The following is a 26228-nucleotide window of genomic DNA, read 5'->3' on the forward strand; positions in this document are numbered from 1 at the left end:
GTCTGTCGGTACAGCCGTCAATCTAGTGCCCCCACACGGGTAGTTCACCGCATACGCGCCCGGGACCTGCGGGAACGCCCCGCCCCGCACCGCCCGCCGAACGGGACGAAAGCCGCACCCCGGCCACCCGCCACTATGTCCACCACGGACAACCGCCACGCCGAACAACTCCCCCGTGGAGCATGCCCGCCCCCGCCCTCCACCCCTAACCTGCGAAAGAAAGCAGCACGAAAGCAAGCATCGAGCGTCAGCCTCGCCCCACCCCCAGGAGCACCCCATGACCGCACTTCCGCAGGAGCGCCGCGTCGTCACCGCCATCCCCGGGCCGAAGTCTCAGGAGTTGCAGGCCCGCCGTACCGCCGCGGTCGCCGGCGGCGTGGGTTCTGTCCTGCCGGTCTTCGCTGCGCGCGCGGGCGGCGGCATCATCGAGGACGTCGACGGCAACCGTTTCATCGACTTCGGGTCCGGCATCGCCGTGACATCGGTCGGTGCCAGCGCCGAGGCCGTCGTGCGCCGGGCGACCGCGCAGCTCGCCGACTTCACGCACACCTGTTTCATGGTCACGCCGTACGAGGGATACGTCGCCGTCGCCGAGCAGCTCGCCGAGCTGACGCCGGGTGACCACGAGAAGAAGTCCGCGCTCTTCAACTCCGGCGCCGAGGCCGTCGAGAACGCCGTGAAGATCGCCCGTGCGTACACCAAGCGCCAGGCCGTCGTCGTCTTCGACCACGGTTACCACGGCCGTACCAACCTGACGATGGCGCTGACCAGCAAGAACATGCCGTACAAGAACGGCTTCGGGCCGTTCGCGCCCGAGGTCTACCGCGTGCCGGTGGCCTACGGCTACCGCTGGCCGACGGGCGAGGAGAACGCCGGGCCCGAGGCCGCCAAGCAGGCCATCGACCAGATCAGCAAGCAGGTCGGCGCGGACAACGTCGCCGCGATCATCATCGAGCCGGTGCTCGGCGAGGGCGGCTTCATCGAGCCCGCCAAGGGCTTCCTGCCGGAGATCGTGAAGTTCGCCAACGACAACGGCATCGTCTTCGTCGCGGACGAGATCCAGTCCGGCTTCTGCCGTACGGGGCAGTGGTTCGCGTGTGAGGACGAGGGCATCGTCCCGGACCTCATCACGACCGCCAAGGGCATCGCGGGCGGCCTGCCGCTCGCCGCGGTCACCGGTCGCGCCGAGATCATGGACTCCGCACACTCCGGCGGCCTGGGCGGCACGTACGGCGGCAACCCGGTGGCCTGCGCCGGTGCGCTCGGCGCCATCGAGACGATGAAGGAGCTCGACCTCAACGGCAAGGCGAAGGCCATCGAGGCGGTCATGAAGGCCCGCCTGAACGCCATCGCGGAGAAGTACGACATCGTCGGCGACGTCCGCGGCCGTGGCGCGATGATCGCCATCGAGCTGGTCAAGGACCGCGCCACGAAGGAGCCGAACCCGGAGGCGACGGCCGCGCTCGCCAAGGCCTGCCACGCGGAGGGCCTGCTCGTCCTCACCTGTGGCACGTACGGCAACGTCCTGCGCTTCCTGCCGCCGCTGGTCATCGGCGAGGACCTCCTGACCGAGGGTCTGGACATCATCGAGGCAGCGTTCGTCGGTATCTGATCGCGGACGATCAGAAACGGCCATGAGAGCCGGGATCACCCCAAAGGGGGAAGATCCCGGCTCCGCATGTTTCCGTACATGCCCTGACGTGTGCGTACCTCGCTTCGCGAGAGCGGCCGTGACCTGGGGTGACCGTCAGGGCATGTGAAGAACGTGTGCGGGCCCCATGACGGGTTGCCGTTCCGCCTGTCGGCCCGTCACTCCCTGACGTACGGTTTCTGCAGATGAGAGAAACACCCCGCCCACAGGGGACTGTGGGCGACACCAGGGCGGAGCCTCCCCAGCCCCGTCTTGGTCGTGCCCTCGCGCACACACCCGGAGCTTCAGGCTCTGGAACTCCTCACCGATCGGATGGCCGTCCGCCCCAAACCCCCCGGGGCGCGCGGTTCGCCGGTCAGATCGGCCGTCTCGGAACTACCCCCCCTGTTCCGGGACGGCCGATTGTTTTTCTCCCTGCCCTTCTCCCTCTGTGCGCGCTGCTCTTCGCGCTCATCACCTGGCAAGTGATCACCGAAGGCCCCCTCCGCGACGCGGACGAGCGGCTCGGTCCCTGGATCACCGGAAGCCGCCTCCCGGACGGCGCCGCCGAATTCCTCGCCGATCTGGGCGGGGTCGCCATCGCCGTGCCAGTTCTCGCCGTGGTCGTGGTCTACGCGGGGTGGCGCGCTCGCGTCGCCGGTACGTTCCGCTGGTGGCTGGCCCCTGCGGCCGCCGCCGTGGCCATGGCCTCGGTCCCCGCGCTCGTGATCCCGCTCAAGGAGCTCATCGGCCGCACCGGACCGCCCGGCATGGACGGCAGCGGCTACTACCCCTCGGGGCACACCGCCACCGCCATGGTCGCCTACGGCGGGGCGGTGCTGCTCCTGCTCCCCTACCTGCGCGGCACGTACGCACGGCGTGAACTGCTCATCGCCTGCGCCCTGTTGAACTTCGGGGTCGGGCTCGGTCTCATGCGCCGCGGATATCACTGGCCGCTGGACGTCGTCGCCAGCTGGTGCCTGTTCGGGATGGTGCTGCGAGGGATGGTGCTTGTGGTGGCGCGGTACGGACGCCGCCCCGGCAGCGGGTCGGACTCCCCTCAGCCGAAGTAGCTGTCGAAGTTCTTCGAGAACTCCCCGTTGTTGAAGCGGTCCCAGTTGATCGACCAGGTCATCAGGCCGCGCAGCCCCGGCCAGGTGCCGTGCGTCTTGTACGAGCCGCAGTTCGTGCCCTTCGTCAGGCAGTCCAGGGCCTTGTTGACCTCGGTCGTGGGGACGTGGCCGTTGCCCGCGTTCGTCGATGCGGGCATACCTATGGCTACTTTTTCCGGGGGCAGCGCGGGGAAGACGTTGTTCGCGTCGCCCGCCACCGGGAAGCCGGTGAGCAGCATGTCGGTCATCGCTATGTGGAAGTCCGCGCCGCCCATCGAGTGGTACTGGTTGTCCAAGCCCATGATCGGGCCGGAGTTGTAGTCCTGGACGTGCAGCAGCGTGAGGTCGTCGCGCAGGGCGTGGATGACCGGGAGGTAGGCGCCGGCGCGGGGGTCCTGGCCGCCCCATTTCCCGGTGCCGTAGTACTGGTATCCGAGCTGCACGAAGAAGGTCTCCGGGGCCATCGTGAGCGTGAAGCCGCTGCCGTACTTGGACTTGAGGGTCTTGACCGCCGCGATGAGGTTCACGATCGACGGGGTCTTGGGGCTCTTGAAGTCCGTGTCGTCGGCGTTCAGCGAGAGGGAGTGGCCCTCGAAGTCGATATCCAGGCCGTCGAGTCCGTACTCGTCGATGATCGCGGAGACCGAGGAGACGAAGGTGTCGCGGGCCTGCGTGGTGGTCAGCTGGACCTGGCCGTTCTGGCCGCCGATGGAGATCAGGACCTTCTTGCCCGCCGCCTGTTTGGCCTTGACCGCCGCCTTGAACTCGTCCTTGGACTCCACGTTCGGGCACTCGGCCCGCGGACAGAGGCTGAAGCGGATGTCGCCGGACGTGGCGGACGTCGGTTCACCGAAGGCGAGGTCGATGATGTCCCAGCTGTCGGGGACGTCCGAGAGCCGGGTGTAGCCGGACCCGTTGGCGAAGCTGGAGTGCAGATAGCCGACAAGGGCGTGGTCGGCGGCAGTATTCGGCGCTGGGCCAGGGCCCGCCGAGGCCTCGGCGGCGAGCAGGCCGGACGCGGTGAGCGCGCAGGCCGTGGTCACGGCCACGGTGAGACGCCTCAGGAAACGCGACGAGGAACGATCCACAACTGCCTCCGGGCATGGGGGATGGAGGGTGGGTCGCTCAATTTGGTCCAGACCAATCAAGTTGTCAAGGCCCCGTCAAAAACTCGGTGGCTCCCCGTCCCGCGGCGCCAACTGCGCCGCCGCCTCGTGCATCGCGAGTTCGAGCAATGCCGGGTCCGTCAGCGTGCCCGACCCGTCCGGCGTGACGAGCCAGCGCACACCGCCCGTGGCGCGCCCCGGATAAGGGACCACGATCCAGGTGCCGCGCCCCGCGCCGCGTACGCCCGTGCCGATCCAGCGGGAAACCGTGCCCGCGGGGACGAAGAACCCCATGCGGGAGTCGCCGAAGTCGGCGAGCACCGGGCCCGGACGGTCGATGCAGCGCGTCAGGACGTCGAGCGTGGGATAGCCGAGTTCGCCGGGAAGGATCAGTACGTCCCAGAGCTTGCCCGCCGGAAGGAGCGCGACCCCGAGGGGATTCCGCTCCCATTCCCAGCGGCAGGCCTCCGGGTCCGGCGCCACCGACACCAGCCATTCGACCGCTGGTTTCGCCCCCGAGACAGTCATGGGGGGACCTCCCTCTCTCTGTGCGACAGCTCTGCATGTCACAGGAGAGAGGGAGGCCGGGCCTGAGCATTACGCGGGTTCCGGGAACTTGTTGACGAACAGTCGACAGCGGGCCGTCCGAGCCCCGGAGCTTGTCGAGCCGCTCAGCTGTCGAAGCCCAGGCCCAGCTTGTCCATCGTCTTCAGCCACAGATTGCGCCTGCCGCCGTTCTCGTCCGCCCGCGCGAGGGACCACTTGGTCAGCGCGACGCCCGTCCACGCGAACGGCTCGGGCGGGAACGGCAGCGGCTTCGTGCGGACCATCTCCAGAGACGTACGTTCCGTGCGCTCGCCGGAGAGCAGGTCCAGCATGACGTCGGCGCCGAAGCGGGTGGCCCCGACACCGAGTCCCGTATAGCCCGCCGCATACGCGACGCGGCCCGCGTGGGCCGTGCCGAAGAACGCCGAGAAGCGCGAGCACGTGTCGATCGCGCCGCCCCACGCATGCGTGAACCGGACGCCCTCCAACTGCGGGAAACAGGTGAAGAAGTGGCCCGCGAGCTTCGCGTACGTCTCGGGGCGGTCGTCGTGCTCGGCGCGCAGCTTGCCGCCGAACGGATAGATCGCGTCGTAGCCGCCCCACAGGATGCGGTTGTCGGCGGAGAGCCGGAAGTAGTGGAACTGGTTGGCGCTGTCGCCGAGGCCCTGGCGGTTCTGCCAGCCGATGGCCGCGAGCTGCTCCTCGGTCAGCGGCTCCGTCATCAGCGCGTAGTCGTAGACCGGGACGGTGTACGCACGCACGCGCTTGACCAGGGACGGGAAGATGTTCGTGGCGAGCGCGACATGCCGGGCACGGACGCGGCCGTACGGGGTGCGTACGGCCATTCCGGCGCCGGACGAGGCGAGTTGGAGGGCGGGCGTGTGCTCGTAGACGCGTACGCCCTTCTCCAGGCAGGCGCGCTTGAGACCCCAGGCCAGCTTCGCCGGGTGCAGCATGGCGACGCCCTCGCGGTCCCAGAGTCCGCCGAGGAAGGTCGGCGAGTCGACGTGTGCGCGCAGGGCTTCCGCGTCGAGCAGCTCGGAGCCGCCCGCCAGGCCGTGCTCCGCCATCTCCTCGTACATCTCGTGGAGTTCGGTGAGCTGGTGCGGCTGGGTGGCCACGTCGATCTCGCCGGTGCGCTCGAAGTCGCAGTCGATGGAGTAGCGCTTGACGGCCGCCTCGATCTCGTCGAGGTTGCGGGCGCCGAGCTCCTCCAGCTTCCCGATCTCACCGGGCCAGCGGGACAGGCCGTTCGAGATGCCGTGCGTGAGGGACGCGGCACAGAAGCCGCCGTTGCGGCCGGAGGCGGCCCAGCCCACCTCGCGGCCTTCCAGCAGGACCACTTCGCGGTGCGGGTCGCGCTCCTTGGCGATGAGCGCGGTCCACAGTCCGCTGTAGCCACCGCCGACGACCAGGAGATCGCACTGCTCGTCGGCGGTGAGGGCGGGCTCGGCGCGAGGCCTGCCCGGGTCGTCCAGCCAGTAGGACACCGGCTGGGCGTCGGCGAGAGACTTGGTCCAACGGGTCATGGCGCTTGGGGCCATGATTTCCAACTCCTTCAGATCCTTCGGAATTCTTGAAGAGCTCAAGCGGATTGCTTGCTGCGGCGCTTTCCGACGATCATGCCGCCGAGTACGAGCAGTACCGCGACAAGGAACATCGCCGTACCGATCACATTGATCTGAACGGGCGTACCCCGCTGTGCGGATCCCCAGACGAACATGGGGAAGGTCACGGTCGAGCCCGCGTTGAAATTCGTGATGATGAAATCGTCGAAGGAGAGCGCGAAGGCGAGCAGTGCGCCCGCCGCGATTCCCGGTGCGGCGATCGGCAGCGTGACGCGGACGAAGGTCTGCACGGGGCCCGCGTAGAGGTCCTGCGCGGCCTGTTCCAGGCGCGGGTCCATGGACATCACGCGCGCCTTGACGGCGGTCACCACGAAGCTGAGGCAGAACATGATGTGGGCGATGAGGATCGTCCAGAAGCCGAGCTGCGCGCCCATGTTGAGGAAGAGCGTGAGCAGCGAGGCGGCCATGACGACCTCGGGCATCGCCATCGGCAGGAAGATCAGCGAGCTGACCGCGCCGCGCGCCCGGAACCGGTAGCGGACGAGCGCGAAGGCGATCATCGTGCCGAGCACGGTCGCGCCGATCGTCGCCCAGGCCGCGATCTGCAGGCTCAGTGAGAGCGAGCCGCACATGTCGGCGACGCCGCAGGGGTCCTTCCAGGCGTCGAGCGAGAATTCCTGCCAGGCGTAATTGAAGCGCCCCTTCGGCTTGTTGAAGGAGAACACCGTCACGACGACGTTCGGGAGCAGCAGATACGCGAGTGTCAGCAGACCCGCGATGATGACGAATTTGCCACGGAGCCAGCGGAAGAAGGCAGCCATCAGACGAGATCCTCCGTCCCGGACTTACGGATGTAGAAGGTGACCATGGCGAGGATCGCTGCCATCAGGATGAAGGAGAGAGCCGCGGCCGTCGGATAGTCCAGGATGCGCAGGAATTGCGTCTGGATGACGTTTCCGACCATGCGGGTGTCCGTCGAACCGAGCAGATCGGCGTTGACGTAGTCGCCCGCTGCCGGGATGAAGGTGAGCAGTGTGCCGGAGACGACGCCCGGCATGGAGAGCGGGAAGGTCACCTTGCGGAAGGTCGTGGACGGCTTGGCGTAGAGGTCGCCCGCGGCCTCGTGCAGCCGGCCGTCGATGCGCTCGAGCGAGGTGTAGAGCGGCAGGATCATGAACGGCAGGAAGTTGTACGTGAGTCCGCAGATCACGGCCAGGGGTGTGGCGAGGACCCGGTCGCCGTCGGTGACGCCGATCCAGCTGGTGACGTCCAGGACGTGCAGCGTGTTGAGGGCGCCCACGACGGGGCCGCCGTCCGCGAGGATCGTCTTCCACGCCAGCGTACGGATGAGGAAGCTGGTGAAGAACGGGGCGATGACCAGGACGAGGATGACGTTGCGCCAGCGGCCCGCGCGGAACGCGATCAGATACGCGAGCGGATAGCCGAGCATGAGGCACAGGATCGTTGCGGCACCGGCGTACATCACCGAGCGCAGGAACTGCGGCCAGTAGTCGTTCAGCGCGTCCCAGTAGGTGGCGAAGTGCCAGGTGACCTTGAAGCCGTCTTCCAGGGAGCCGGTCTGGATGGACGTCGACGCCTGGTAGACCAGCGGGAGCGCGAAGAAGACGACGAGCCAGAGGATGCCGGGGAGCAGCAGCCAGTAGGGGACGAGGCGGCCGCGTTTGCGGATCTTGCGGATCTTGCGGGGCGCCTCGTCGGGCTCTTTCGTCGGCGGTGCGCCGTTGAGGGTCGTCGTCATGCGGAGGCGTCCTCCTCGACCTTCTCGACGCCCGCGTCGATGTCCTGGGCCGGGTCGAGGCCGAAGGTGTGCGCGGGGTTCCAGTGCAGGACGACCTCGACGCCGGGGACCAGGCGCGTGTCGCGCTCGATGTTCTGGGCGTAGACCTCGAAGCCGTCGCAGAGCGGGCTGCTGATGACGTACTGCGTGGATACGCCGATGAAGCTGCTGTCGGCGATGCGGCCCGTGATGCGATTGCGCCCGTCCGGAATCTGCCCCGCGTCGTCGGCGTGCGTGAGGGAGATCTTCTCGGGGCGTACGCCGAGGATGACTTTGCCGCCCGTGGTGGTGGGCGCCGTACATCGTGCGGCGGGCAGCGTGAGCTTGCCGTCGCCTGCCTTGAGGGTGAGGTCGTCGCCGCTGCGTCCTGCGATCTCGGCCTCTATGAAGTTCGACGTGCCGAGGAAGTTGGCGACGAAGGTGGTGCGGGGGTTCTCGTAGAGCTCGGCGGGGGCGCCGAGCTGTTCGACGCCGCCCGCGTTCATCACCGCGACCTGGTCGGCCATCGTCATGGCCTCCTCCTGGTCGTGCGTGACGTGGATGAACGTGATGCCCACCTCGGTCTGGATGCGCTTGAGTTCGAGCTGCATCTGGCGGCGCAGCTTCAGGTCGAGGGCGCCGAGCGGCTCGTCCAGGAGCAGCACCTTGGGGTGGTTGATCAGGGCACGGGCGACGGCGACGCGCTGCTGCTGGCCGCCGGAGAGCTGGTGCGGCTTCTTGCGGGCCTGCTCGCCGAGCTGGACGAGGTCGAGCATGTCGCCGACCTTGCCCTTCACCGATTTGATGCCGCGGCGGCGCAGGCCGAAGGCGACGTTCTCGAAGATGTCGAGGTGCGGGAAGAGCGCGTACGACTGGAAGACCGTGTTGACGGGCCGCTTGTACGGGGGCAGCGCCGTGACGTCCTGGTCGCCGAGGTGGACGGTGCCCGAGCTGGGCTCCTCGAGACCCGCGATCATGCGGAGCGTGGTGGTCTTGCCACAGCCGGACGCGCCGAGCAGCGCGAAGAAGGAGCCCTGCGGCACGGTGAGGTCGAGCGGTCGGACGGCCTTGAAGGAGCCGTACGTCTTGCTGATCCCGGTGAGGCGGACGTCGCCGCCGTGTTCTGTAGCAGTCGTCATGGTGCGTCCAGGGGGTCGAGGGAGAGTCGAGGGACTACAGGGGGCGTGGGGGCGCCGCTCGAGAATCGATCAGGAACCGGTCAGCTTGGCGAACTTCTCCTCGTACGCCGTCTCTTCCTCCGGCGTCAGCGAGCGGAATCCGTGGGACTTCGCGGCCATCTCCTTGTCGGGGATGATCAGCGGATTCTCCGCGGCCTTCTTGTCGAGCTTCGCGAGCTCGGGGCGTACGCCGTCGACCGGGCAGACGTAGTTGATGTACGCGGCGAGGCGGGCGGCGGGCTCGGGCTCGTAGTAGTAGTCGATGAGCCGTTCGGCGTTGCTCTTGTGGCGCGCCTTGTTCGGGACGAGCAGGTTGTCCGTGGACGTGATGTAGCCCTGGTCCGGGATGTGGAAGGCGATGTCGGGGTTGTCGGCCTGGAGCTGGACGATGTCACCCGCCCAGCCGAGGCACGCGGCGAGGTCGCCCTTGTCGAGGTCCGAGGTGTAGTCGTTGCCCGTGAAGCGACGGATCTGCTTCTTGTCGACGGCCTTCTGGAGGCGGGCGATGGCCGCGTCGAAGTCGTCGTCGGTGAACTTCGCGGGGTCCTTGCCCATGTCGATGAGCGTCATGCCGACGCTGTCGCGCATCTCGGAGAGGAAGCCGACGCGGCCCTTGAGCTTGGGGTTGTCCAGGAGCTGCGACACCGAGGTGATCTCTTCGCCGTCGGTCGCCTTCTTGTTGTACGCGATGACGGTGGAGATGCCGGTCCAGGGGTACGAGTAGGCCCTTCCCGGGTCCCAGTCCGGATTACGGAACTGGGAGGACAGGTTGGCGTACGCGTGCGGCAGGTTGGCCGGGTCCAGTTTCTGGACCCAGCCGAAGCGGATGAGCCGGGACGCCAGCCAGTCCGTGACGCAGATGAGGTCGCGTCCGGTGTCCTGGCCCGCTGCGAGCTGCGGCTTGATCTTCCCGAAGAACTCGACGTTGTCGTTGATGTCCTCGGTGTACTTGACCTTGATGCCGGTGCGCTTCGTGAACGCGTCCAGGGTCGGGCGGCGTTCGTTGTCGTCGACGTCCATGTACTCGGTCCAGTTGGAGAAGGTGATCCGCTTCTCCTTGACCGAGTGGTCCTCGGACGAGACCTCGCCCTGGCTCTTGCTCGCTGCCGGGATCCCGCAGGCACTGAGTGCGCCTAGCCCGCCGATGGCGAACGCGCCGCCCGCGGAGGCGCGCAGCATCGAACGGCGGGTGAGGGCTGCCCTGCCGTTCCTCATGCTGCGGTGCATGGCGGCCAGCTGGGCCGGGGAGAGGAGGTCGGACTCGTACTGCTCCATACGCTTGGTTGCCCTTTCGGGATGATGATCGGCCGCTGGTCGGGCGGCCTGGTCGGCTATGACTATCGGTCCCCGAAGATCGTGCGGTGCCAGTCCTTGCGGACCACCGCGGTGTTGTCGAACATGACGTGCTTGATCTGGGTGTACTCCTCGAAGGAGTAGGCGGACATGTCCTTGCCGTAGCCGGATGCCTTGTATCCGCCGTGCGGCATCTCGCTGAGGATCGGGATGTGGTCGTTGACCCACACGCAGCCCGCCTTGATCTCGCGGGTCGCGCGGTTGGCACGGAACACGTCGCGGCTCCAGGCGGATGCGGCGAGTCCGTACGGGGTGTCGTTCGCGAGCCTGATCCCTTCCTCGTCGGAGTCGAAGGGCAGCACCACGAGCACCGGGCCGAAGATCTCGGCCTGCACGATCTCGCTGTCCTGCGTGGCGTCGGCGATGAGGGTGGGCTTGTAGAAGGCGCCGGGGTGGTCGAGCGCCTCGCCACCGGTGACCACGCGCGCGTAGGAGCGCGCCCGGTCGACGAAACCGGCGACGCGGTCGCGGTGGGCGTGCGAGATGAGCGGCCCGAGATCGGTGTCTTCGGCGAAGGGGTCACCGAGCCGCACGCTTTCCATGAGCGCGGCGACGCCGTCCACGAAGGCGTCGTACAGCGGACGCTGCACGTACGCGCGCGTGGCGGCCGTACAGTCCTGCCCGGTGTTGATGAGCGAGCCGGCGACGGCGCCGTGCACGGCGGCTTCCAGATCGGCGTCGTCGAAGACGACGAACGGCGCCTTGCCACCCAACTCCAGGTGCAGCCGCTTCACGGTGGAGGTGGCGATCTCGGCGACGCGCTTGCCGACGCCGGTGGACCCGGTGAAGGAGGTCATGGCGACGTCGGGGTGGCCCACGAGCCGCTCACCGGCGTCCCGCCCCGCCCCGCTGACGATGTTGACGACACCGTCCGGGATGCCCGCCTCGGTGGCGGCCTGGGCGAAGAGGAGCGAGGTGAAGGGGGTGAGCTCGGCGGGCTTGAGGACGATGGTGTTGCCCGCGGCGATGGCGGGAAGCACCTTCCAGGCCGCCATCTGGAGCGGATAGTTCCAGGGTGCGATCGACCCGACGACACCGATGGGCTCACGCCGTACGTACGAGGTGTGGTCACCGGAGTACTCACCGGCCGCCTGGCCCTGGAGATGCCGGGCCGCTCCCGCGAAGAAGGCGGCGTTGTCGACGGAGCCCGGTACGTCGAACTCCCGGCTCAGCTTGATGGGCTTGCCGCACTGGAGCGACTCGGCCTGGGCGAACTCCTCGGCACGGTCCGCCAGTACGGCGGCGAAGCGGTGCATGGCGTCGGAGCGCTCTCCGGGGGTCGCGCCCGCCCACTCGGGGAAGGCGTGCGTCGCTGCGGCGACAGCGGCGTCGACGTCCTTCTCGCCCGCGAGTTCGTAACGGTGGACGTCCTCGCCGGTGGCCGGGTCGACGACGGCGTGAGAACGCCCCGATGTGCCCTTGGTCAGCCGCCCCGCGATGTACTGCGCGCCTTCCGCGAAGTGGTCCTGCGCCTGGAAGTTGTGCATGACGCTCTCCTCCGCCGCCCTCCCCGTCTAGCTGGGGTCGGCGTAGCTCCAGATCGATTTGAGTGCCGATCCTGACAGAGCAGTAGGCCTCCAACAAGTGATTCCGTTGTTGCCTTTTGGTTACGCGACGGAATCTGTCGACCAGGTGTCGAGTCGTCCTGGAAAACCTAGGACGGAGTGTCAGTGGTGCGTGCCAGACTCGCGTGCATGACGAAGATCGACTCGGTGGACACGCTGGTCGGCGCTGTGCGTGCGGGGGAACAGGTCGAGTATCTGCACTTCTGGGGACACACTCCGCGCCGCGATGGAACGCTCGGCGCGAGCTGCTTCAGCCAGTGGTGGGTGTCGCCGTTCACCGTGGGTGGAGTGGAGTACGGGACTGCGGAGCACTGGATGATGGCGTCCAAGGCCCGGCTCTTCTCCGACGCGGAGGCGGAGCGGGCGGTCCTCGCCTCGCGTACGCCCGCGGAGGCGAAGAAGGCGGGGCGTCTCGTCCGGGGCTTCGACGAGGCGATATGGGCACGGGAGCGGTTCGGGATCGTGGTCGAGGGCAGCGTCCGCAAATTCGCGTCGGCCGACGCCCTCCGCTCGTTCCTGGTCGGCACGGGGACACGGGTCCTGGTGGAGGCGAGCCCGATGGATCGCATCTGGGGGATCGGCCTGGCGGCCGACGACGACCGGGCCCAGGACCCGGAGAGGTGGCGGGGGCCGAATCTGCTGGGCTTCGCGTTGATGGAGGCGCGGGAACGACTGGGTGGCGCTGCGGGATAATCGGGCGGACGGTCAGGAACGGACGACCAGCGTCGTCGAGTAGCCGGCGTCGCCCGAAGCCGCCCCGTCCTCCTCGAACGCGTCGTCCGGGACCGCGATCAGGACGACCAGCAGGGCCACGCCCAGGACGATGCCTGTGATCCCGCAGATGATTCCGGCCAGGGCCTGACCGGGATTCGTGGCCTCGCCACGCTTCGCCCTGCCGCGGCCGATCGCGCCGAAGATGATCGCGAGGATGCCGAGGACGATCGCCAGGGGCCACAGGCAGAAGCCCACGGCCGCGATGATCCCGAGGACGAGGGCGGTCACGCCCATCCCGTTGGCGGGCGCCATCGGCATCGCGGGCCAGCCGTAGCCGGGCGGGCCCTGCACCTGCCCCTGATACCCCGGGTATCCCGGATATCCCGGATATCCGGGATACCCGAAAGGCACCTGCCCCGGCCCCTCAGGCCCGATCGGAGGCGGCGGCACCGGCTCACCCTGGCCCCCCGCACCCGCCGGAAGCGAAGGCGAAGGCGGCGCGAAAGGCCCGCCGGGCCCGGAAGCGACCGGCCCCGAAGGAGTCGACCACCCCGCCCCCGGCGGCACCTCCTCCGGTGGAGCCCAAGGGTCCCGCTTCTCCAACGGCACCGGCCCAGAAGCCGCCGCATCCGGCACCTCCGGCGGCGGAGCCCAAGGATCCCGCCCCTCGGACGAGCCCGACTCCCCCGAACCCTCAGACATGCCGCGTCACCTCTTTCGTACGTTCCGTCATGCTACGGCCACCACCCGCACCGACGGGACCGCCGCCTACGATGATCCCCGACCCACCCGATCAGCCGATCAAGCCCGTTCCTGGGGAGGAAACCGTGACCGATCCACACCGCACCCGTGAGCCACACGACCCACGCGACCCACATGTCTTCATCGCCGGACTGCCCAAGGCGGAACTGCATGTGCACCACGTCGGCTCGGCATCCCCCCGCATCGTCTCGGCCCTCTCCGCCCGTCACCCCGATTCCAAGGTGCCCACGGACGCAGAGGCCCTCGCCGACTTCTTCACGTTCACGGACTTCGCCCACTTCATCCAGGTGTACCTCTCGGTCGTGGATCTGATCCGCACCCCGGACGACGTCCGCCTGCTCACGTACGAGGTCGCCCGCGACATGGCCCGGCAGAACATCCGCTACGCCGAGCTGACCGTCACCCCCTTCAGCTCCGTGCGCCGCGGCATCGACGACCGCGCCTTCATGGACGCCATCGAGGACGCCCGCAAGGCGGCCGAGGACGAGCTCGGTGTCGTACTGCGCTGGTGCTTCGACATCCCCGGCGAGGCGGGGCTCGAATCCGCCGAGGAGACGGTGCGGCTCGCCACCACCGACAAGCTGCGCCCCGAAGGCCTGGTCTCCTTCGGGCTCGGCGGGCCCGAGATCGGCGTGCCGCGGCCGCAGTTCAAGCCGTACTTCGACCGCGCGATCGCGGCAGGCCTGCACTCCGTCCCGCACGCGGGCGAGACCACGGGTCCCGGGACCATCTGGGACGCCCTCACCGACCTGCGCGCCGAGCGCATCGGCCACGGCACGAGCGCCGCCCAGGACCCGAAGCTCCTCGCCCACCTCGCGGAGCACCGCATCCCGCTCGAGGTCTGCCCGACGTCGAACATCGCGACCCGCGCCGTCGCCACCCTCGACGAGCACCCCATCAAGCAGTTCGTCGCCGCCGGGGTCCCGGTCACCATCAACTCCGACGACCCGCCCATGTTCGGCACGGACCTCAACAACGAGTACGCGGTCGCCGCCCGCCTCCTCGACCTCGACGAGCAGGGCATCGCGGCCCTGGCGAAGAACGCCGTCGAGGTGTCGTTCCTCGACCCGGCGGGCAAGTCGAAGCTCGTCGCGGAGATCGACACGTACACGCAGGCCTGGCTCGCTCCCTAGCCCGGCACCACAATGGGCTCATGCGCACCGTGACTGCCGTGGCCCATCGAGGCGATCCCTACCGCTTCCGTGAGAACACCCTCCCGTCCCTGCGCTCCGCGCTCGAACGGGGCGCGGACGCGGTGGAGATCGACGTCCGTCTCAGCCGTGACGGCGTCCCCGTCCTGCTGCACGACGCGACCCTCAAACGCCTGTGGGACATCGACCGCCCCCTGTCCACGCTCTCCGCGGACGAGGTGCACGGCCTCACCGGGGGCGGTGTGCCCACCCTCGAAGAGGCCGTCGCGGCGACCGACGGCCACCGGCTCATGGTGGATCTGCCGGGCGCGACCCCCGAATCCGTCGGCACGGTCGTCGGCTCCATCGCCGACTGCGGGGCGACGGAGCGGGCGTACTACTGCGCGGGCGCCGAGACGATGCTCGCGGTGCGTGCCGCCGATCCCGTCGCCGAGATCGCCCTGACCTGGACGTCCCTCGCCCCGCCTCGCCGGGGCGTGCTCGACGCGCTGAGGCCCCGCTGGCTCAACTACCGCTTCTCTCTGCTCGACCGCGAGCTGGCCGTCCAGCTGCAACGTCAGGGCTTCCTCGTCTCGGCCTGGACCCCGGACACGAAGCGCTCGATGCGCCGCCTCATCGACATCGGCGTCGACTCGATCACGACCAACCGCGTCGACACGTTGCGCGCCCTGTGCGGCGCGTCCGAAAGCACACCCTCGTAGCGGGGCGACCCTCAACTAACTTGTGGGGCATGGGGAACAGCGACGACGACAAGCCGGAGGAGCCTCTCTTCGTGTATGAGCGCGACGAGCGGGGCTACCGCGGCCACCGGCTCAATCCACGGCACCCGGCCGGCCGCATGTTGACCATCGCTCTCCTGGTCGGCATCGTCCTCGTCATCCTGCTGATGACGAGGTGACGGCGCCCGTTCCCTGAGGAGCCGTTCCCTGAGGAGCCGCCCCCTAGGGGACACCCCGCCAACACCCCTGATCTGTATGGGTGTTGCCCCCTCAGGGCTCACCGGGCCCCCGCCCTCCCCAGTGAGGATCCGCCCCGCCCGACCGATCACCAGGATGGAAGCAGAAACAGCACACCGCAGCCCACCCTGGAGTCACACCGTGCAGTTCCCTGCCCGCACCACCCTCGCCGCCGCCCTCGCTCTCGGTCTCACCGGCGCCGTGACCGCCCCCGCACTCGCCCAGGCGCACACCGCCCCGGCCGTGACGGCCCCCGCCGAGGACTCCGCACCCGACGCCGCGGCCCTGCGCGACGCGATCAAGGGACTCCCGAACGCCGACGCGACCGCCGCCCTGGTCCGTGTGGGCGGCACCGACGGGACCTGGCGCGGCAGTTCCGGCGTACACGACCTGGTCACGGGGCGGAAGGCCGACCCGCACGGCCGCTTCCGCGCCGGGTCGACGACCAAGATCGTGACGGCGGCCGTGGCGCTACAGCTGGCCGCCGAGGGCAAGCTTGACCTCGACAAGCCGGTGCAGCGCTACCTGCCGGGCCTGTTCCCGAAGGGGAAGTTCGAGCCCATCCCCGTTCGCAGCCTGCTCAACTACACCAGTGGCCTGAAGTCGGGCGACGGCTTCGACGACGAATACGCCCACCGCTACGACACGTTGAAGCCGCGGGAGGTCGTCGCATCGGCCATCGCCAAGGGCCCCGAGCACTCCCCCGGCGCCGAGCAGCACTACCGCAACATCGGCTACACCGTGCTCGGCCTGCTGATCGAGCGGGTCACCGGCGACTCGTACGCCCATCAGGCAGCCCAGCGGATCTTCAGGCCGCTCCAGCTGCGCGACACCTACTTCCCCGGCGCCGACCCACGCATCCACGGCCCGCACAACCGCGGCTACCAGAGCATGAAGCAGCCGGACGGCATCACGCGCCTGGTCGACGTCACGGAGTGGAACCAGTCGGACAGGTTCGCAGCGGGCGACATGATCTCCTCCACCGCCGACCTGGAGGTGTTCACCCAGGCACTGTTCGGCGGGAAGGTAGTGCCGCAGCCACAACTCGAGGAAATGTTCACGCTGCCCGCGAAGATCGACGACGCCGTCTTCGGTGCGGGGCTCCAGCGGATGAAGCTCGGCGACCAGGTGGTCTGGCTGAAGACCGGCTCCCGCTACGGCTACACGAACATGATCGCCTCCACCGAGGACGGCACCCGCACCCTCGTCTACTCGGTCAACGCGACCGACGCGAAGGGCGAGAACATGAACCCGATCGCCGAGCGGATCGCACGGGCCGCCCTCAGCTGAGCCGCGGGGTGAGCAGTGACCGGACCGGAGCTGATCCGCCGCTGATCACGCGACACCCGTCAGGCTCGCGAACACCGTGACGTTGTTGGGGTAGTAGTGCCGGTCAGCGTCGAAATCACCGCCGCAGGTGATCAGGCGAAGCCCCGCGTGGTCGATGTTCTTGTACACCTCCAGGGTGGGGAACTCCTTCTTCGGGTGCTCCTCGACACGGTCCACGGTGAAGGTGGCCGTCTTCCCGTCCTCGCGCGTCACCTCGACGGTGTCCCCGGCCTTCATCGTCTTCAGGTTCTTGAAGACCGCGTCGGCGCCGTTCCAGGTCACATGCCCGGCGATCACAGCGGGCCCCTGGGAGCCCGGGGTGGGGCCCGGCTCGTACCAGCCCGCGAGATCAGGATTCTTCGGCGTCGTCATCGCCCCGCCCCCGTTCTGCCCCAGCGTCTCCAGCTCGCTCGTCACGCCGAGGGAGGGGATGGCGACCTTCTGCGGCACCGACCGGGACAGGGTCTCGACGCCCTGGTCCGGCCCCGCAGCCGGAGCCTTACCGCCCGACGCGCCGCCCCGCTCCGCGCTCGGGACGCTACGGGCCGGGCGCGCCTGCGAGGAGGCAGCCGTGTCCTGACCGGCGCAGGCGGTGAGCAGCAGGGCCGCCGCGAGGGCGGCGACCACAGCCGCGGAGGTGTACCGAACCCGGGCCCACATCCTCCGGACCGTACGGCTCACGCGGCACCCCCTGCCTTCGTCTTCGCCACCGCGGCGACGGGCGTCGGCGTCATCCGCCGGCGCGCGAGAACCAGCACAGCGGCGGCCGCCACCGAAGCAGCCCCGGCACTACCGATCAGAGCCCCGGAGGACACGCCTCCCGCAGCCGCCCCACCGCCGGTCTCGACCCCGCCGACAGGGACGGACCCGACCGCCGCGCCCTTGACCACACCGCAGTCGGTCGGGGCGGTGGCCTCCTGGGGAAGCTTCGGGTCGAGTTCGCTCTTGCCCGCGCCCTCGAAGTCGTACTTGCCGTTGTCGTTGCGGTCGACGCCGTGCTGCACGATGTGCAGGTCCTTGATGTGGTCGACCACGTCCTGCCCGACGGTGATGGTCCGCTTGTAGGAGACCTTGCCCGCCGCGTCGGCCACCGGCATCCGGTCCACGGCGAGGCCGCTGCCCGCGTCGGTGCCTCCGGAGACGGTCAGCGAGATGTTGATGTCGCCGTAGTGGACGGTGGCCTCGGTGTTGTCGAGGATGCCGTCGCCGTTCGTGTCGTCGCCGTCGTCCGGGCACTGGAAGTCGTGCCCGTCGGTGGAACCGTGCAGGTGCTGCGCCGATGGCTGTCCCGGCACCATGCCCTCGGACTTGATCCACACCGTCAGCGCATTGCCGCGCAGGCTCAGGAGGGCCGTCCCCTTGGCGCCGGAGCTGTTCAGCTGCGCCAGGTCGATCTGATAGGCCGGGGTGTCCGCCGCGAACACCGGGGACGAGACGGCCACGGTGAGGAGGGCGGCGGGCAGAGCGGCGAGCGCCGCGAGAAGGCCGATTCGCTTGGGCATCACGTTCGTTCCTTTTCCGCGGCCCCCTCAGGGTCGGGAAGACCGCATGTCGTACCCAGATGGGCATCAACTGCCCTTGTCTGCACGACAGTTGGAGGAACGGAAGACGTAGCTGCCGTCGGCCTCCGGTTGCGCGCCATGCAGTTACCCATGAAACGCAACGGGGCTCTCGGGTGTTCAAAGTGAGACACAAGTCGGTCAGGGCGTCCGAGTGGAACTGGAGCGGCGGCGCAGGCTTCCTCCCCTACAGCCCCGCGATCGCGTTCCACCGCTTCGCGAACTCCGTTCGTTCCTCCGACGTGATGTCCCGGGCGATCGCGAGCCGCTTGCGCATGGCGTCGTCCGGGAAGATCAGCGGGTCCTCGGCCAGCGCGGCCAGTTCCTTGTCCTTGGAGGAGGCGAGGATGTCGCGGGCCGCGGGAACCGGGCAGACATAGTTGACCCAGGCGGCGAGCTCCGCGGCGACCTCGGGCTCGTAGTAGTAGTCGACGAGCCGTTCCGCGTTCCGCTTGTGGCGGGCCAGGTTCGGGATCATGAGGGACTCGGCCCACAGTTCGGCCCCCTCCTGCGGCACCACGAACTCGATGTCCGGGTCGTCCGCCTGGAGCTGGATCACGTCACCGCTGTACGCCTGGCAGGCGAGGACGTCCCCGCTCGACAGGTCCTTGATGTAGTCGTTGCCGGTGAAGCGGCGGATGTGCTTCGACGCCACCAGCTTCTCCACCCTGTCGCACACCCGGTGGAAGTCGTCGGCCTTCCACTTGGTGATGTCGACACCGTCGCCCTGCATGAGCAGCGCGAACGACTCATCGAGTCCGGAGAGCAGCGTGACCCGGCCCTTGAGGTCGTCGGCCCACAGATCGGAGACGTGCTTGATCTCGCGGCCGACCTTGCGCTTGTTGTACGCGATGCCGGTGATGCCGGACTGCCAGGGCACCGTGTGCTTGCGCCCCGCGTCGAAGCTGGGCGAACGCAGCAGCGGATCGAGGTACTTGGTGACGTTCGGCTGCCGGGCGCGGTCCATCGCCTGGACCCAGCCGAGCCGTACGAAGCGGGCGCACATCCAGTCGCTGATGACGATCAGGTCGCGGCCGGTCTCCTGGTGGTTCATCAAGGACGGGCTGATCTTGCCGAAGAACTCGTCGTTGTCGTTGATCTCCTCCGTGTAGCGGACGTCGATGCCGGTCCGCTTCTCGAAGGCGTCGAGCGAGGGCCGCTTCGTCGAGTCATCGTCATCGGTGTCGATGTACAGCGGCCAGTTGGCGAAGGTCAGCGTCCCGTCCTGCCGGGAGCGGTCGCCCGCGGCGCGCTCGCCGGGTCCGATGTACGCGGCGGGCACGCCGCAGCCCGCGAGCGTGCTGACGGCCGCCCCGCCGCCGATGGCACGCAGCAGGGACCTACGGGAAACTGAGGAGGCTCTGGGGTTCGCTCGCACCCCGGCAGCATGCGCCTGCGTGCCACGTACAGGCAATGGACGCTGCGTCGAGCCGAGCGGCCGGGAAACGACACCCTGTCGATCACGCCGGCTCCAGCCACCCCGCCAGGTCCCCCGCCGTGATCCGCGCCGTCGGTGCCGCGTCGACCGGACCGGGGTAGAGGCGGTACACCGTGCCGGACGCGACGTCGTCCGCGCCCTCCAACTCGCCGTGCAGCAGCGCCAGAAGGGCCCGGCGGCCCGCCAGCTCCGGCTCCGCGCGCAGCACGTCCGGCTCCCAGCCGTCGCGGACGCGCAGCGCGAAGTCGGCGCGCGGCTCGTCATCGGCACGGAGGTAGCCCCACAGGACGTGGCCCCGGCCGCGCACGTACACGGGCCCTTCGGTGCGGGCCGCCGCCGTCCAGCAGGCGAGGTCCCACAGGGTGGCCCTGCCGCGCGGCTGGAAGGTGTCGAGCAGGTCGTTGCCCATGCGGCCCAGCTGCTTGCGGTAACGCCACACGTCGTGGTTGCCGTCGCCCGTGCCGAGTGTGACGTCGGCCCACCAGGCGTGCCGCGTCCGCAGGTCCAGGATCATCGGCACGCGCAGCGCCGCCTGGCCCGCGAGGTCGAAGCGCTGCCGGATCGTGCGCGGGTCGTACGCCGCCCGGCGGTTGCCCGTGACCGCCATGAACCCCGCGAAGGCGTCCGGGAGTTCATCGAAGGCCACGTTGTTGTACGAGAGGACCGCGGGCACGACGAAGCGCACTCCCGTGCCGGCGAGCCGCGGCAGGTCGAGGTCCAGGTACTCGGTGGCGCCGTGCGGGGCGGGCGCCGATGTGAGGTCTCCGGAGTGCCGGGCGGCGCCGCCCGCGTACGTCAGATGCGTGTAGTCGCACAGGCCTATGAAGCGCCACAGGTCGTCGTAGAGCGCGACGGACAGGTCGAGGTCGACGCGCACACCCTTGGGCTGCAGCCAGTGCAGGAAGAGCCGGACGGTCTCGCTGTCCGCGGGCATGGGCAGCGAGCTGCCGCGCGGCACGGCGACCAGCGAGGCCGCCGAAGCGCGCTCGGCGAACGGCACCGGCAGGTCGGCGAGCGAGGCGTCGATGACGGCCACGTCGTACCGCTCGCCCTCCCGCTCGGCGAGCCGCCGCACGGCCTCCGCCTCGATCAGCTCTCCGGCACGCCCCGCCACGCGGGAGGGCAGCGGCGGCCGGTGGTCCTCGACCGCGTACGCCTTGGTGACCCGGCCGCGCGGGAAGAAGACGCGGCGGTGTCCCGGCACGGAACGGACCTTCATACGGCCGTACGCGCCGAGCAGCGGGCCGGGACCGGAGCGGGGCAGGGCTTCCGCGAGCGCCTCGCCCACCGGCTCCGGGAGGGTCGGCGAGCCCGAGCGGGCCAGCAACAGGTCGAGGCGGCGGAGAAGTTCACCGGGGCGCTCGCGCAGCAGCCCCGCCGCGGCCGTGGTGTCCCAGCGGCCGAGCGCCTCCTCGACGCGCCCCTGCCAGGTGATGATCCGCAGCCGGTCACCTGCGAGGCGGACGTCATCGTGGTGTGCGGCTTCGGCGAGCAGCACCTCGGACAGCGGGCCGTCACCGACGCGGGTCCCGCGCAGGACGGCGAAGGCGAGCGCCACGCGCGTGTGGCGGTGGGGCTGTTCGAAGGGGTGCAGGATTTCGCCGACCCGCTTCCAGGCGCGGGGGTTGCGCCCCATGTCCTCGGCGAGGCGCCGGAGGTCGAACCCGTCGAGGAGGGCGAGGAGTTCACGGCGTACGGGACGCGGGAGTCCGCGCAGGCGCGGCAGTTCAAGCAGGTCGGGGTCGCCTTCGGAACGGACTACGAGCACGCGCAGCACATCCGTGGCGGTGTCCGCGTACCGCCCCACGAGCGCGCGCACGTCCGGCGGGACGAGCACATCGAGCAGCGGCGCGAGGGCGAGTGCCTTGCTCTCGCGCAGGGGTATGTCCGCCGGGAGCCAGTCGGCGGCGTCGGCGGGGTCCAGGTGGCCGAGCAGCAGGACCAGGTCGTCGTGGTCCTGCGGGCTCAGGGGCGTACGGCGGGCGAGCAGGGCGGCGAGCTCGGCGGAGGCATCGCCCGGCGCCGCGAGGCACAGCGTGCGCAGGATCTCGCCGCCGTCACCGCCGAGTCCTGTCCCGGAGTCGATCCAGGGGTCGGTGGGCCCGTCCGTCTCGTAGCGGTTCTCGCAGATGGGGCAGGCGTACCAGACGCAGCACTCGTCGCAGCAGCCGAAGTCCTCCTTCTTGCGGTGGCAGTCGTCGCACAGCAGGTGCGCGCAGGGCGCGAGCGCGCGGACGCGGGCCTTGGTGCCCGCGCAGTTCATGCAGGGCTGGTGCGGCTGGGCGGCGAGATGCGCGACGACGAGGGAGGTGAAGCGGTCGTAGGCGTGCTGGTACGGGATCTCGTCCGGGAAGCCCTGGAACAGCGGGGCGTGGTGGCGGTCCGAGCCCATCAGCGCGTCGACGTCGGCGAGCAGCTTGCGGCCGGTCGTGGCGAGGTCGCCGACGGACAGAGCGGTCAGCGCGCGACGCAGCGGGACGGTCAACAGGTGACCGCGGTCGGCGAGTTCGGCTTCGAGGACGACCACGGCGGCATCGATCACGGCCGCATCGGTCACGGCCGCATCGGTCACGGCGGACCGTCCGGCGCCGGAGGGAACGTACACACTCTGCCGACGGCGCAGCAGCAGTCCCGCGAGATCGTCGGTCGTCTTCATCAGGTCCCACCCCCGTAGGTACAAGAAAGGCGGGGGCGGGGAGTGGGTGCGCTACGGATCTTTTGCAGAGAAGAGAAAGAAGGAAGCACACCACGGAGCCGCCCCCGCGTACGCAACGGTACGCGGGGGCGAAGGGGCAGTCACACGATTAATAGCCGGGCTACAGGGCCGGGGAACAGGGCCCCGTAAGGGGCGCGGGGAACTGCGCGACCAGCCCCCACGCGCCCGCGGAGGCCCACACCGAGCAACCCGGCAGACGCGACGCGCCTAGCCTTCGATCGACGTCATCACGTGCTTGATGCGCGTGTAGTCGTCGAACCCGTACGCGGAAAGATCCTTGCCGTAGCCGGACTTCTTGAAGCCACCATGCGGCATCTCCGCGACCAGCGGAATGTGCGTGTTGATCCAGACGCAGCCGAAGTCGAGGACCTTGGCCATGCGCATCGCGCGCGCGTGGTTCTGCGTCCAGACCGAGGAGGCGAGCGCGTAGTCCACGCCGTTCGCGTACGACACGGCCTGCGCCTCGTCCGTGAAGGACTGGACGGTGATGACCGGGCCGAAGACCTCGTTCTGGATGATCTCGTCGTCCTGCTTCAGGCCCGAGACGACGGTCGGGGCGTAGAAGAAGCCCTTCTCGCCGACCCGCTGACCTCCCGCCTCGACCTTGGCGTGCGCCGGAAGGCGGTCGATGAAGCCGGAGACCTGCTTCAGCTGGTTGGCGTTGTTGAGCGGGCCGAAGAGCACGTCCTCGTCGTCCGGCTGGCCGGTCTTCGTGTCGGCCGCGGCCTTGGCGAGCGCGGTCACGAACTCGTCGTGGATGGACTCGTGGACGAGCACGCGCGTGGCGGCCGTACAGTCCTGGCCCGCGTTGAAGAAGCCCGCCACCGAGATGTCCTCGACGGCCTTGGGGATGTCGGCGTCCTCGAAGACGACGACCGGCGCCTTGCCACCCAGCTCCAGGTGGACCCGCTTGAGGTCCTTGGAGGCGGACTCGGCGACCTGCATACCGGCGCGCACCGAGCCGGTGATGGAGGCCATCGCCGGGGTGTTGTGCTCGACCATCGCGCGGCCCGTGTCACGGTCACCGCAGACGACGTTGAAGACGCCCTTGGGGACGATCGAACCGATGATCTCGGCCATCAGGACGGTCGACGCGGGGGTCGTGTCCGAGGGCTTGAGGACGACGGTGTTGCCCGCGGCGAGCGCCGGGGCGAACTTCCAAACGCCCATCATCATCGGGTAGTTCCACGGCGCGACCTGCGCGCAGACGCCGATCGGCTCGCGGCGGATGATGGAGGTCAGACCCTCCATGTACTCGCCGGCCGCGCGGCCTTCGAGCATCCGGGCCGCGCCCGCGAAGAAGCGGATCTGGTCGACCATGGGCGGGATTTCCTCGGACCGGGTGAGCCCGGTCGGCTTGCCCGTGTTCTCGACCTCGGCCGCGATGAGCTCCTCGGCGCGCTCCTCGAAGGCGTCGGCGATCTTCAGCAGGGCCTTCTGGCGCTCGGCGGGCGTCAGGTCACGCCAGGCGGGGAACGCGGCGGCGGCCGCCTCCATGGCGGCGTCGACGTCGGCCTGCCCGGACAGGGGCGCGGTGGCGTAGGACTCGCCGTTGGCGGGGTTGACCACCTCGGTGGTCCGGCCGTCGGCGGCGTCCCGGAATTCTCCGTCGATGTAGTTACGCAGGCGGCGCAGCTCGGTGGTCACTTCCGGCCCTCCAGTCAGATGTCCAGTGGATGAGACACCCACCCTAGTCGGTGTACCGACGCTTTCAACATACCCGGGGGTCCAGATCTGCGAAATCCGTGAGTATCGAGTCTCCAAACAACGAATTTCATCGATCTGACCTTGCGGAACTGTCGAGTCCTGTGCACCATGGGGTCGTGGCCAGTCGCAGCGCAGATTCCAGTGGTTCCCGGCAAGGGAACGGTTCTTCGTCCATCGACGCCGTCTCCCTGGCGATCATCGAACAGCTTCAGGAGGACGGACGCCGTCCGTACGCCGCCATCGGCAAGGCCGTGGGCCTTTCCGAAGCGGCCGTGCGGCAACGCGTCCAGAAGCTGCTCGACCAGGGCGTGATGCAGATCGTCGCCGTCACGGACCCGCTCACCGTGGGTTTCCGGCGCCAGGCGATGGTCGGCATCAACGTCGAGGGCGATCTGGATCCCGTCGCGGAGGCGCTGACGGCCATGGCCGAATGTGAGTACGTGGTGATGACCGCGGGCTCCTTCGACCTGATGGTGGAGGTCGTCTGCGAGGACGACGACCACCTTCTCGAAGTGATCAACAAGCGCATCCGCGCCCTCCCCGGCGTGCGCTCCACCGAGAGCTTCGTCTACCTGAAGCTCAAGAAGCAGACCTATATGTGGGGAACCCGATAGCCGTGAGCAAGGACCTCAGCCAGACCGCGTACGACCACTTGTGGATGCACTTCACCCGCATGTCGGACTACGAGAACGCACCCGTGCCCACCATCGTGCGTGGCGAGGGCACCTACATCTACGACGACAAGGGCAAGAAGTACCTCGACGGCCTCTCCGGCCTGTTCGTGGTCAACGCCGGTCACGGTCGTCACGAGCTCGCAGAGACGGCGTACAAGCAGGCGCAGGAACTGGCCTTCTTCCCCATCTGGAGCTACGCCCACCCCCAGGCCGTCAAGCTCGCCGAGCGCCTGGCGAACCACGCTCCGGGCGACCTGAACAAGGTCTTCTTCACCACCGGTGGCGGCGAGGCCGTCGAGACCGCGTGGAAGCTGGCGAAGCAGTACCACAAGCTCACCGGCAACCACCAGAAGTACAAGGTCATCTCCCGCGCGGTCGCCTACCACGGCACCCCGCAGGGCGCCCTGTCCATCACCGGTCTGCCCGCTCTCAAGGCACCCTTCGAGCCGCTCGTACCGGGCGCGCACAAGGTGCCGAACACGAACATCTACCGCGCCCCGATCCACGGCGACGACCCGGTGGCCTTCGGCCGCTGGGCCGCCGACCAGATCGAGCAGGAGATCCTCTTCGAGGGCCCCGAGACGGTCGCGGCCGTGTTCCTGGAGCCGGTGCAGAACGCGGGCGGCTGCTTCCCGCCCCCGCCCGGTTACTTCCAGCGGGTGCGCGAGATCTGCGACAAGTACGACGTGCTGCTCGTCTCGGACGAGGTCATCTGTGCCTTCGGCCGCCTCGGTACGATGTTCGCCTGCGACAAGTTCGACTACGTCCCGGACATGATCACCTGCGCCAAGGGCATGACGTCGGGCTACTCCCCGATCGGCGCCTGCATCATCTCGGACAAGCTCGCCGAGCCGTTCTACAAGGGTGACAACACCTTCCTGCACGGCTACACCTTCGGCGGCCACCCGGTCTCGGCCGCGGTCGGCAACGCCAACCTCGACATCTTCGAGAAGGAGGGTCTGAACCAGCACGTGCTCGACAACGAGGACGCGTTCTACCAGACCCTGCGCAAGCTGCACGACCTGCCGATCGTCGGCGACGTCCGAGGCAACGGCTTCTTCTACGGCATCGAGCTCGTGAAGGACAAGGCCACCAAGGAGACGTTCAACGACGAGGAGACCGAGCGCGTCCTGTACGGCTTCCTCTCCAAGGCGCTCTTCGAGAACGGCCTGTACTGCCGTGCCGACGACCGTGGCGACCCGGTCGTCCAGCTCGCCCCGCCGCTGATCTCCACCCAGGAGACCTTCGACGAGATCGAGGGCATCCTGCGCCAGGTCCTCACGGAGGCCTGGACGAAGCTCTGATCCACATCATGTGATCGCGTGATCGCGTGATCGAGTGATCAACAGCGGCCCCGGGGGCGCCCGTTCGAGTGAGAACGGGTGCC

21 protein-coding genes and 2 pseudogenes are annotated in these 26228 nt (G+C 68.9%); 9 read left to right on the forward strand and 14 right to left on the reverse strand.

Features of this window, described 5'->3' with window-relative positions; genetic code table 11:
- Positions 1–277 precede the first annotated feature (277 nt).
- Both gabT and ACGFSB_RS30865 read left to right on the forward strand, forming a co-directional pair.
- Positions 278–1612 (forward strand): 4-aminobutyrate--2-oxoglutarate transaminase, encoded by a 1335-nt coding sequence (gene gabT, locus ACGFSB_RS30860; RefSeq protein ID WP_393406040.1) that lies wholly within the window; start codon positions 278–280, stop codon positions 1610–1612.
- 503 nt (positions 1613–2115) lie between these two features.
- Positions 2116–2703, forward strand: coding sequence for a phosphatase PAP2 family protein (locus tag ACGFSB_RS30865; protein ID WP_393406042.1), 588 nt, complete (start codon positions 2116–2118; stop codon positions 2701–2703).
- Here ACGFSB_RS30865 and ACGFSB_RS30870 read toward each other — a convergent pair.
- From ACGFSB_RS30870 to ACGFSB_RS30905, 8 genes and pseudogenes are all read right to left on the reverse strand, one after another.
- A pseudogene (locus tag ACGFSB_RS30870) lies at positions 2691–3695 on the reverse strand (chitinase); the annotation flags it as partial. The gene ACGFSB_RS30865 and the pseudogene ACGFSB_RS30870 overlap by 13 nt on opposite strands.
- A gap of 210 nt (positions 3696–3905) precedes the next feature.
- Positions 3906–4376 (reverse strand): hypothetical protein, encoded by a 471-nt coding sequence (locus ACGFSB_RS30875; RefSeq protein ID WP_393406044.1) that lies wholly within the window; start codon positions 4374–4376, stop codon positions 3906–3908.
- A gap of 143 nt (positions 4377–4519) precedes the next feature.
- Positions 4520–5938 (reverse strand): NAD(P)/FAD-dependent oxidoreductase, encoded by a 1419-nt coding sequence (locus ACGFSB_RS30880; protein ID WP_393406046.1) that lies wholly within the window; start codon positions 5936–5938, stop codon positions 4520–4522.
- Between the two features lie 41 nt (positions 5939–5979).
- On the reverse strand, positions 5980–6783 hold the full coding sequence (locus ACGFSB_RS30885; RefSeq protein ID WP_393406048.1) for an ABC transporter permease: 804 nt from the start codon (positions 6781–6783) through the stop codon (positions 5980–5982).
- The gene (locus tag ACGFSB_RS30890; protein ID WP_393406050.1) at positions 6783–7721 is read right to left on the reverse strand and encodes an ABC transporter permease; all 939 of its coding nucleotides are present in this window, start codon (positions 7719–7721) and stop codon (positions 6783–6785) included. The genes ACGFSB_RS30885 and ACGFSB_RS30890 overlap by 1 nt, the downstream gene beginning before the upstream one ends.
- Positions 7718–8878 carry an ABC transporter ATP-binding protein gene (locus ACGFSB_RS30895; RefSeq protein WP_393406052.1) on the reverse strand — a complete coding sequence of 387 codons (1161 nt, stop codon included), beginning with the start codon at positions 8876–8878 and terminating at the stop codon, positions 7718–7720. Before ACGFSB_RS30895 ends, ACGFSB_RS30890 begins: the two co-directional genes overlap by 4 nt.
- A 69-nt stretch (positions 8879–8947) precedes the next feature.
- Positions 8948–10192: a PotD/PotF family extracellular solute-binding protein gene (locus ACGFSB_RS30900; RefSeq protein WP_393406054.1), complete on the reverse strand. Its 1245-nt coding sequence runs from the start codon at positions 10190–10192 to the stop codon at positions 8948–8950.
- Between the two features lie 62 nt (positions 10193–10254).
- On the reverse strand, positions 10255–11757 hold the full coding sequence (locus tag ACGFSB_RS30905; RefSeq protein WP_393406056.1) for a gamma-aminobutyraldehyde dehydrogenase: 1503 nt from the start codon (positions 11755–11757) through the stop codon (positions 10255–10257).
- Positions 11758–11964: 207 nt separating this feature from the next.
- Between ACGFSB_RS30905 and ACGFSB_RS30910 the strand changes: the two genes are divergently transcribed.
- Entirely contained in the window at positions 11965–12528 is a 564-nt protein-coding gene (locus ACGFSB_RS30910; RefSeq protein WP_393406058.1) for an NADAR family protein, read from the forward strand.
- Between the two features lie 12 nt (positions 12529–12540).
- On the opposite strand, the gene ACGFSB_RS30915 is transcribed toward ACGFSB_RS30910, so the two are convergent.
- Positions 12541–12960 carry a DUF4190 domain-containing protein gene (locus ACGFSB_RS30915; protein WP_393406060.1) on the reverse strand — a complete coding sequence of 140 codons (420 nt, stop codon included), beginning with the start codon at positions 12958–12960 and terminating at the stop codon, positions 12541–12543.
- A gap of 355 nt (positions 12961–13315) precedes the next feature.
- Here ACGFSB_RS30915 and ACGFSB_RS30920 point away from each other — a divergent pair.
- The 4 genes and pseudogenes from ACGFSB_RS30920 to ACGFSB_RS30935 all read left to right on the forward strand — a co-directional run.
- Positions 13316–14444, forward strand: a pseudogene (locus ACGFSB_RS30920) (adenosine deaminase); the annotation flags it as partial.
- A gap of 20 nt (positions 14445–14464) precedes the next feature.
- Positions 14465–15163, forward strand: a complete 699-nt coding sequence (locus tag ACGFSB_RS30925; protein ID WP_393406062.1) for a glycerophosphodiester phosphodiesterase — start codon at positions 14465–14467, stop codon at positions 15161–15163.
- Positions 15164–15192: 29 nt separating this feature from the next.
- A complete protein-coding gene (locus ACGFSB_RS30930; RefSeq protein ID WP_393406064.1) occupies positions 15193–15360 on the forward strand; it encodes a hypothetical protein in 168 nt (55 codons plus the stop codon).
- Positions 15361–15559: 199 nt separating this feature from the next.
- A complete protein-coding gene (locus ACGFSB_RS30935) occupies positions 15560–16708 on the forward strand; it encodes a serine hydrolase domain-containing protein (RefSeq protein WP_393406066.1) in 1149 nt (382 codons plus the stop codon).
- A 45-nt stretch (positions 16709–16753) separates the two neighbouring features.
- Here ACGFSB_RS30935 and ACGFSB_RS30940 read toward each other — a convergent pair whose 3' ends face one another.
- The 5 genes from ACGFSB_RS30940 to ACGFSB_RS30960 all read right to left on the reverse strand — a co-directional run bounded on the left by ACGFSB_RS30940 (position 16754) and on the right by ACGFSB_RS30960 (position 24107).
- A complete protein-coding gene (locus ACGFSB_RS30940; protein WP_393406068.1) occupies positions 16754–17428 on the reverse strand; it encodes a class F sortase in 675 nt (224 codons plus the stop codon).
- Positions 17425–18252 (reverse strand): hypothetical protein, encoded by an 828-nt coding sequence (locus tag ACGFSB_RS30945; RefSeq protein WP_393406070.1) that lies wholly within the window; start codon positions 18250–18252, stop codon positions 17425–17427. The genes ACGFSB_RS30940 and ACGFSB_RS30945 overlap by 4 nt, the downstream gene beginning before the upstream one ends.
- 241 nt (positions 18253–18493) lie before the next feature.
- Entirely contained in the window at positions 18494–19684 is a 1191-nt protein-coding gene (locus ACGFSB_RS30950; RefSeq protein ID WP_393406072.1) for a PotD/PotF family extracellular solute-binding protein, read from the reverse strand.
- Positions 19685–19766: 82 nt separating this feature from the next.
- Positions 19767–22400, reverse strand: a complete 2634-nt coding sequence (locus tag ACGFSB_RS30955; RefSeq protein ID WP_393406074.1) for an MXAN_6230/SCO0854 family RING domain-containing protein — start codon at positions 22398–22400, stop codon at positions 19767–19769.
- 267 nt (positions 22401–22667) lie between these two features.
- Positions 22668–24107 carry a gamma-aminobutyraldehyde dehydrogenase gene (locus tag ACGFSB_RS30960; RefSeq protein ID WP_393406076.1) on the reverse strand — a complete coding sequence of 480 codons (1440 nt, stop codon included), beginning with the start codon at positions 24105–24107 and terminating at the stop codon, positions 22668–22670.
- A 161-nt stretch (positions 24108–24268) separates the two neighbouring features.
- Here ACGFSB_RS30960 and ACGFSB_RS30965 point away from each other — a divergent pair, with 161 nt between their 5' ends.
- Both ACGFSB_RS30965 and ACGFSB_RS30970 read left to right on the forward strand, forming a co-directional pair.
- Positions 24269–24781: an Lrp/AsnC family transcriptional regulator gene (locus ACGFSB_RS30965; RefSeq protein ID WP_393406078.1), complete on the forward strand. Its 513-nt coding sequence runs from the start codon at positions 24269–24271 to the stop codon at positions 24779–24781.
- The gene (locus ACGFSB_RS30970) at positions 24766–26145 is read left to right on the forward strand and encodes an aspartate aminotransferase family protein (protein WP_393406080.1); all 1380 of its coding nucleotides are present in this window, start codon (positions 24766–24768) and stop codon (positions 26143–26145) included. Before ACGFSB_RS30965 ends, ACGFSB_RS30970 begins: the two co-directional genes overlap by 16 nt.
- Positions 26146–26228: the final 83 nt, after the last annotated feature.

The sequence above is a fragment of the Streptomyces sp. NPDC048441 genome (genome assembly GCF_043200235.1).
In the GTDB taxonomy this organism is placed as follows: Bacteria; Actinomycetota; Actinomycetes; order Streptomycetales; family Streptomycetaceae; genus Streptomyces.

What these genes read in the sequence shown, in the direction of transcription:
- gabT (WP_393406040.1), top strand. Translation starts at nt 278, where the DNA reads ATGACCGCACTTCCGCAGGAGCGCCGCGTCGTCACCGCCATCCCCGGG.
- ACGFSB_RS30875 (WP_393406044.1), bottom strand. Translation starts at nt 4,376, where the DNA reads ATGACTGTCTCGGGGGCGAAACCAGCGGTCGAATGGCTGGTGTCGGTG.
- ACGFSB_RS30880 (WP_393406046.1), bottom strand. Translation starts at nt 5,938, where the DNA reads ATGGCCCCAAGCGCCATGACCCGTTGGACCAAGTCTCTCGCCGACGCC.
- ACGFSB_RS30885 (WP_393406048.1), bottom strand. Translation starts at nt 6,783, where the DNA reads ATGGCTGCCTTCTTCCGCTGGCTCCGTGGCAAATTCGTCATCATCGCG.
- ACGFSB_RS30890 (WP_393406050.1), bottom strand. Translation starts at nt 7,721, where the DNA reads ATGACGACGACCCTCAACGGCGCACCGCCGACGAAAGAGCCCGACGAG.
- ACGFSB_RS30895 (WP_393406052.1), bottom strand. Translation starts at nt 8,878, where the DNA reads ATGACGACTGCTACAGAACACGGCGGCGACGTCCGCCTCACCGGGATC.
- ACGFSB_RS30900 (WP_393406054.1), bottom strand. Translation starts at nt 10,192, where the DNA reads ATGGAGCAGTACGAGTCCGACCTCCTCTCCCCGGCCCAGCTGGCCGCC.
- ACGFSB_RS30905 (WP_393406056.1), bottom strand. Translation starts at nt 11,757, where the DNA reads ATGCACAACTTCCAGGCGCAGGACCACTTCGCGGAAGGCGCGCAGTAC.
- ACGFSB_RS30910 (WP_393406058.1), top strand. Translation starts at nt 11,965, where the DNA reads ATGACGAAGATCGACTCGGTGGACACGCTGGTCGGCGCTGTGCGTGCG.
- ACGFSB_RS30925 (WP_393406062.1), top strand. Translation starts at nt 14,465, where the DNA reads ATGCGCACCGTGACTGCCGTGGCCCATCGAGGCGATCCCTACCGCTTC.
- ACGFSB_RS30930 (WP_393406064.1), top strand. Translation starts at nt 15,193, where the DNA reads ATGGGGAACAGCGACGACGACAAGCCGGAGGAGCCTCTCTTCGTGTAT.
- ACGFSB_RS30955 (WP_393406074.1), bottom strand. Translation starts at nt 22,400, where the DNA reads ATGAAGACGACCGACGATCTCGCGGGACTGCTGCTGCGCCGTCGGCAG.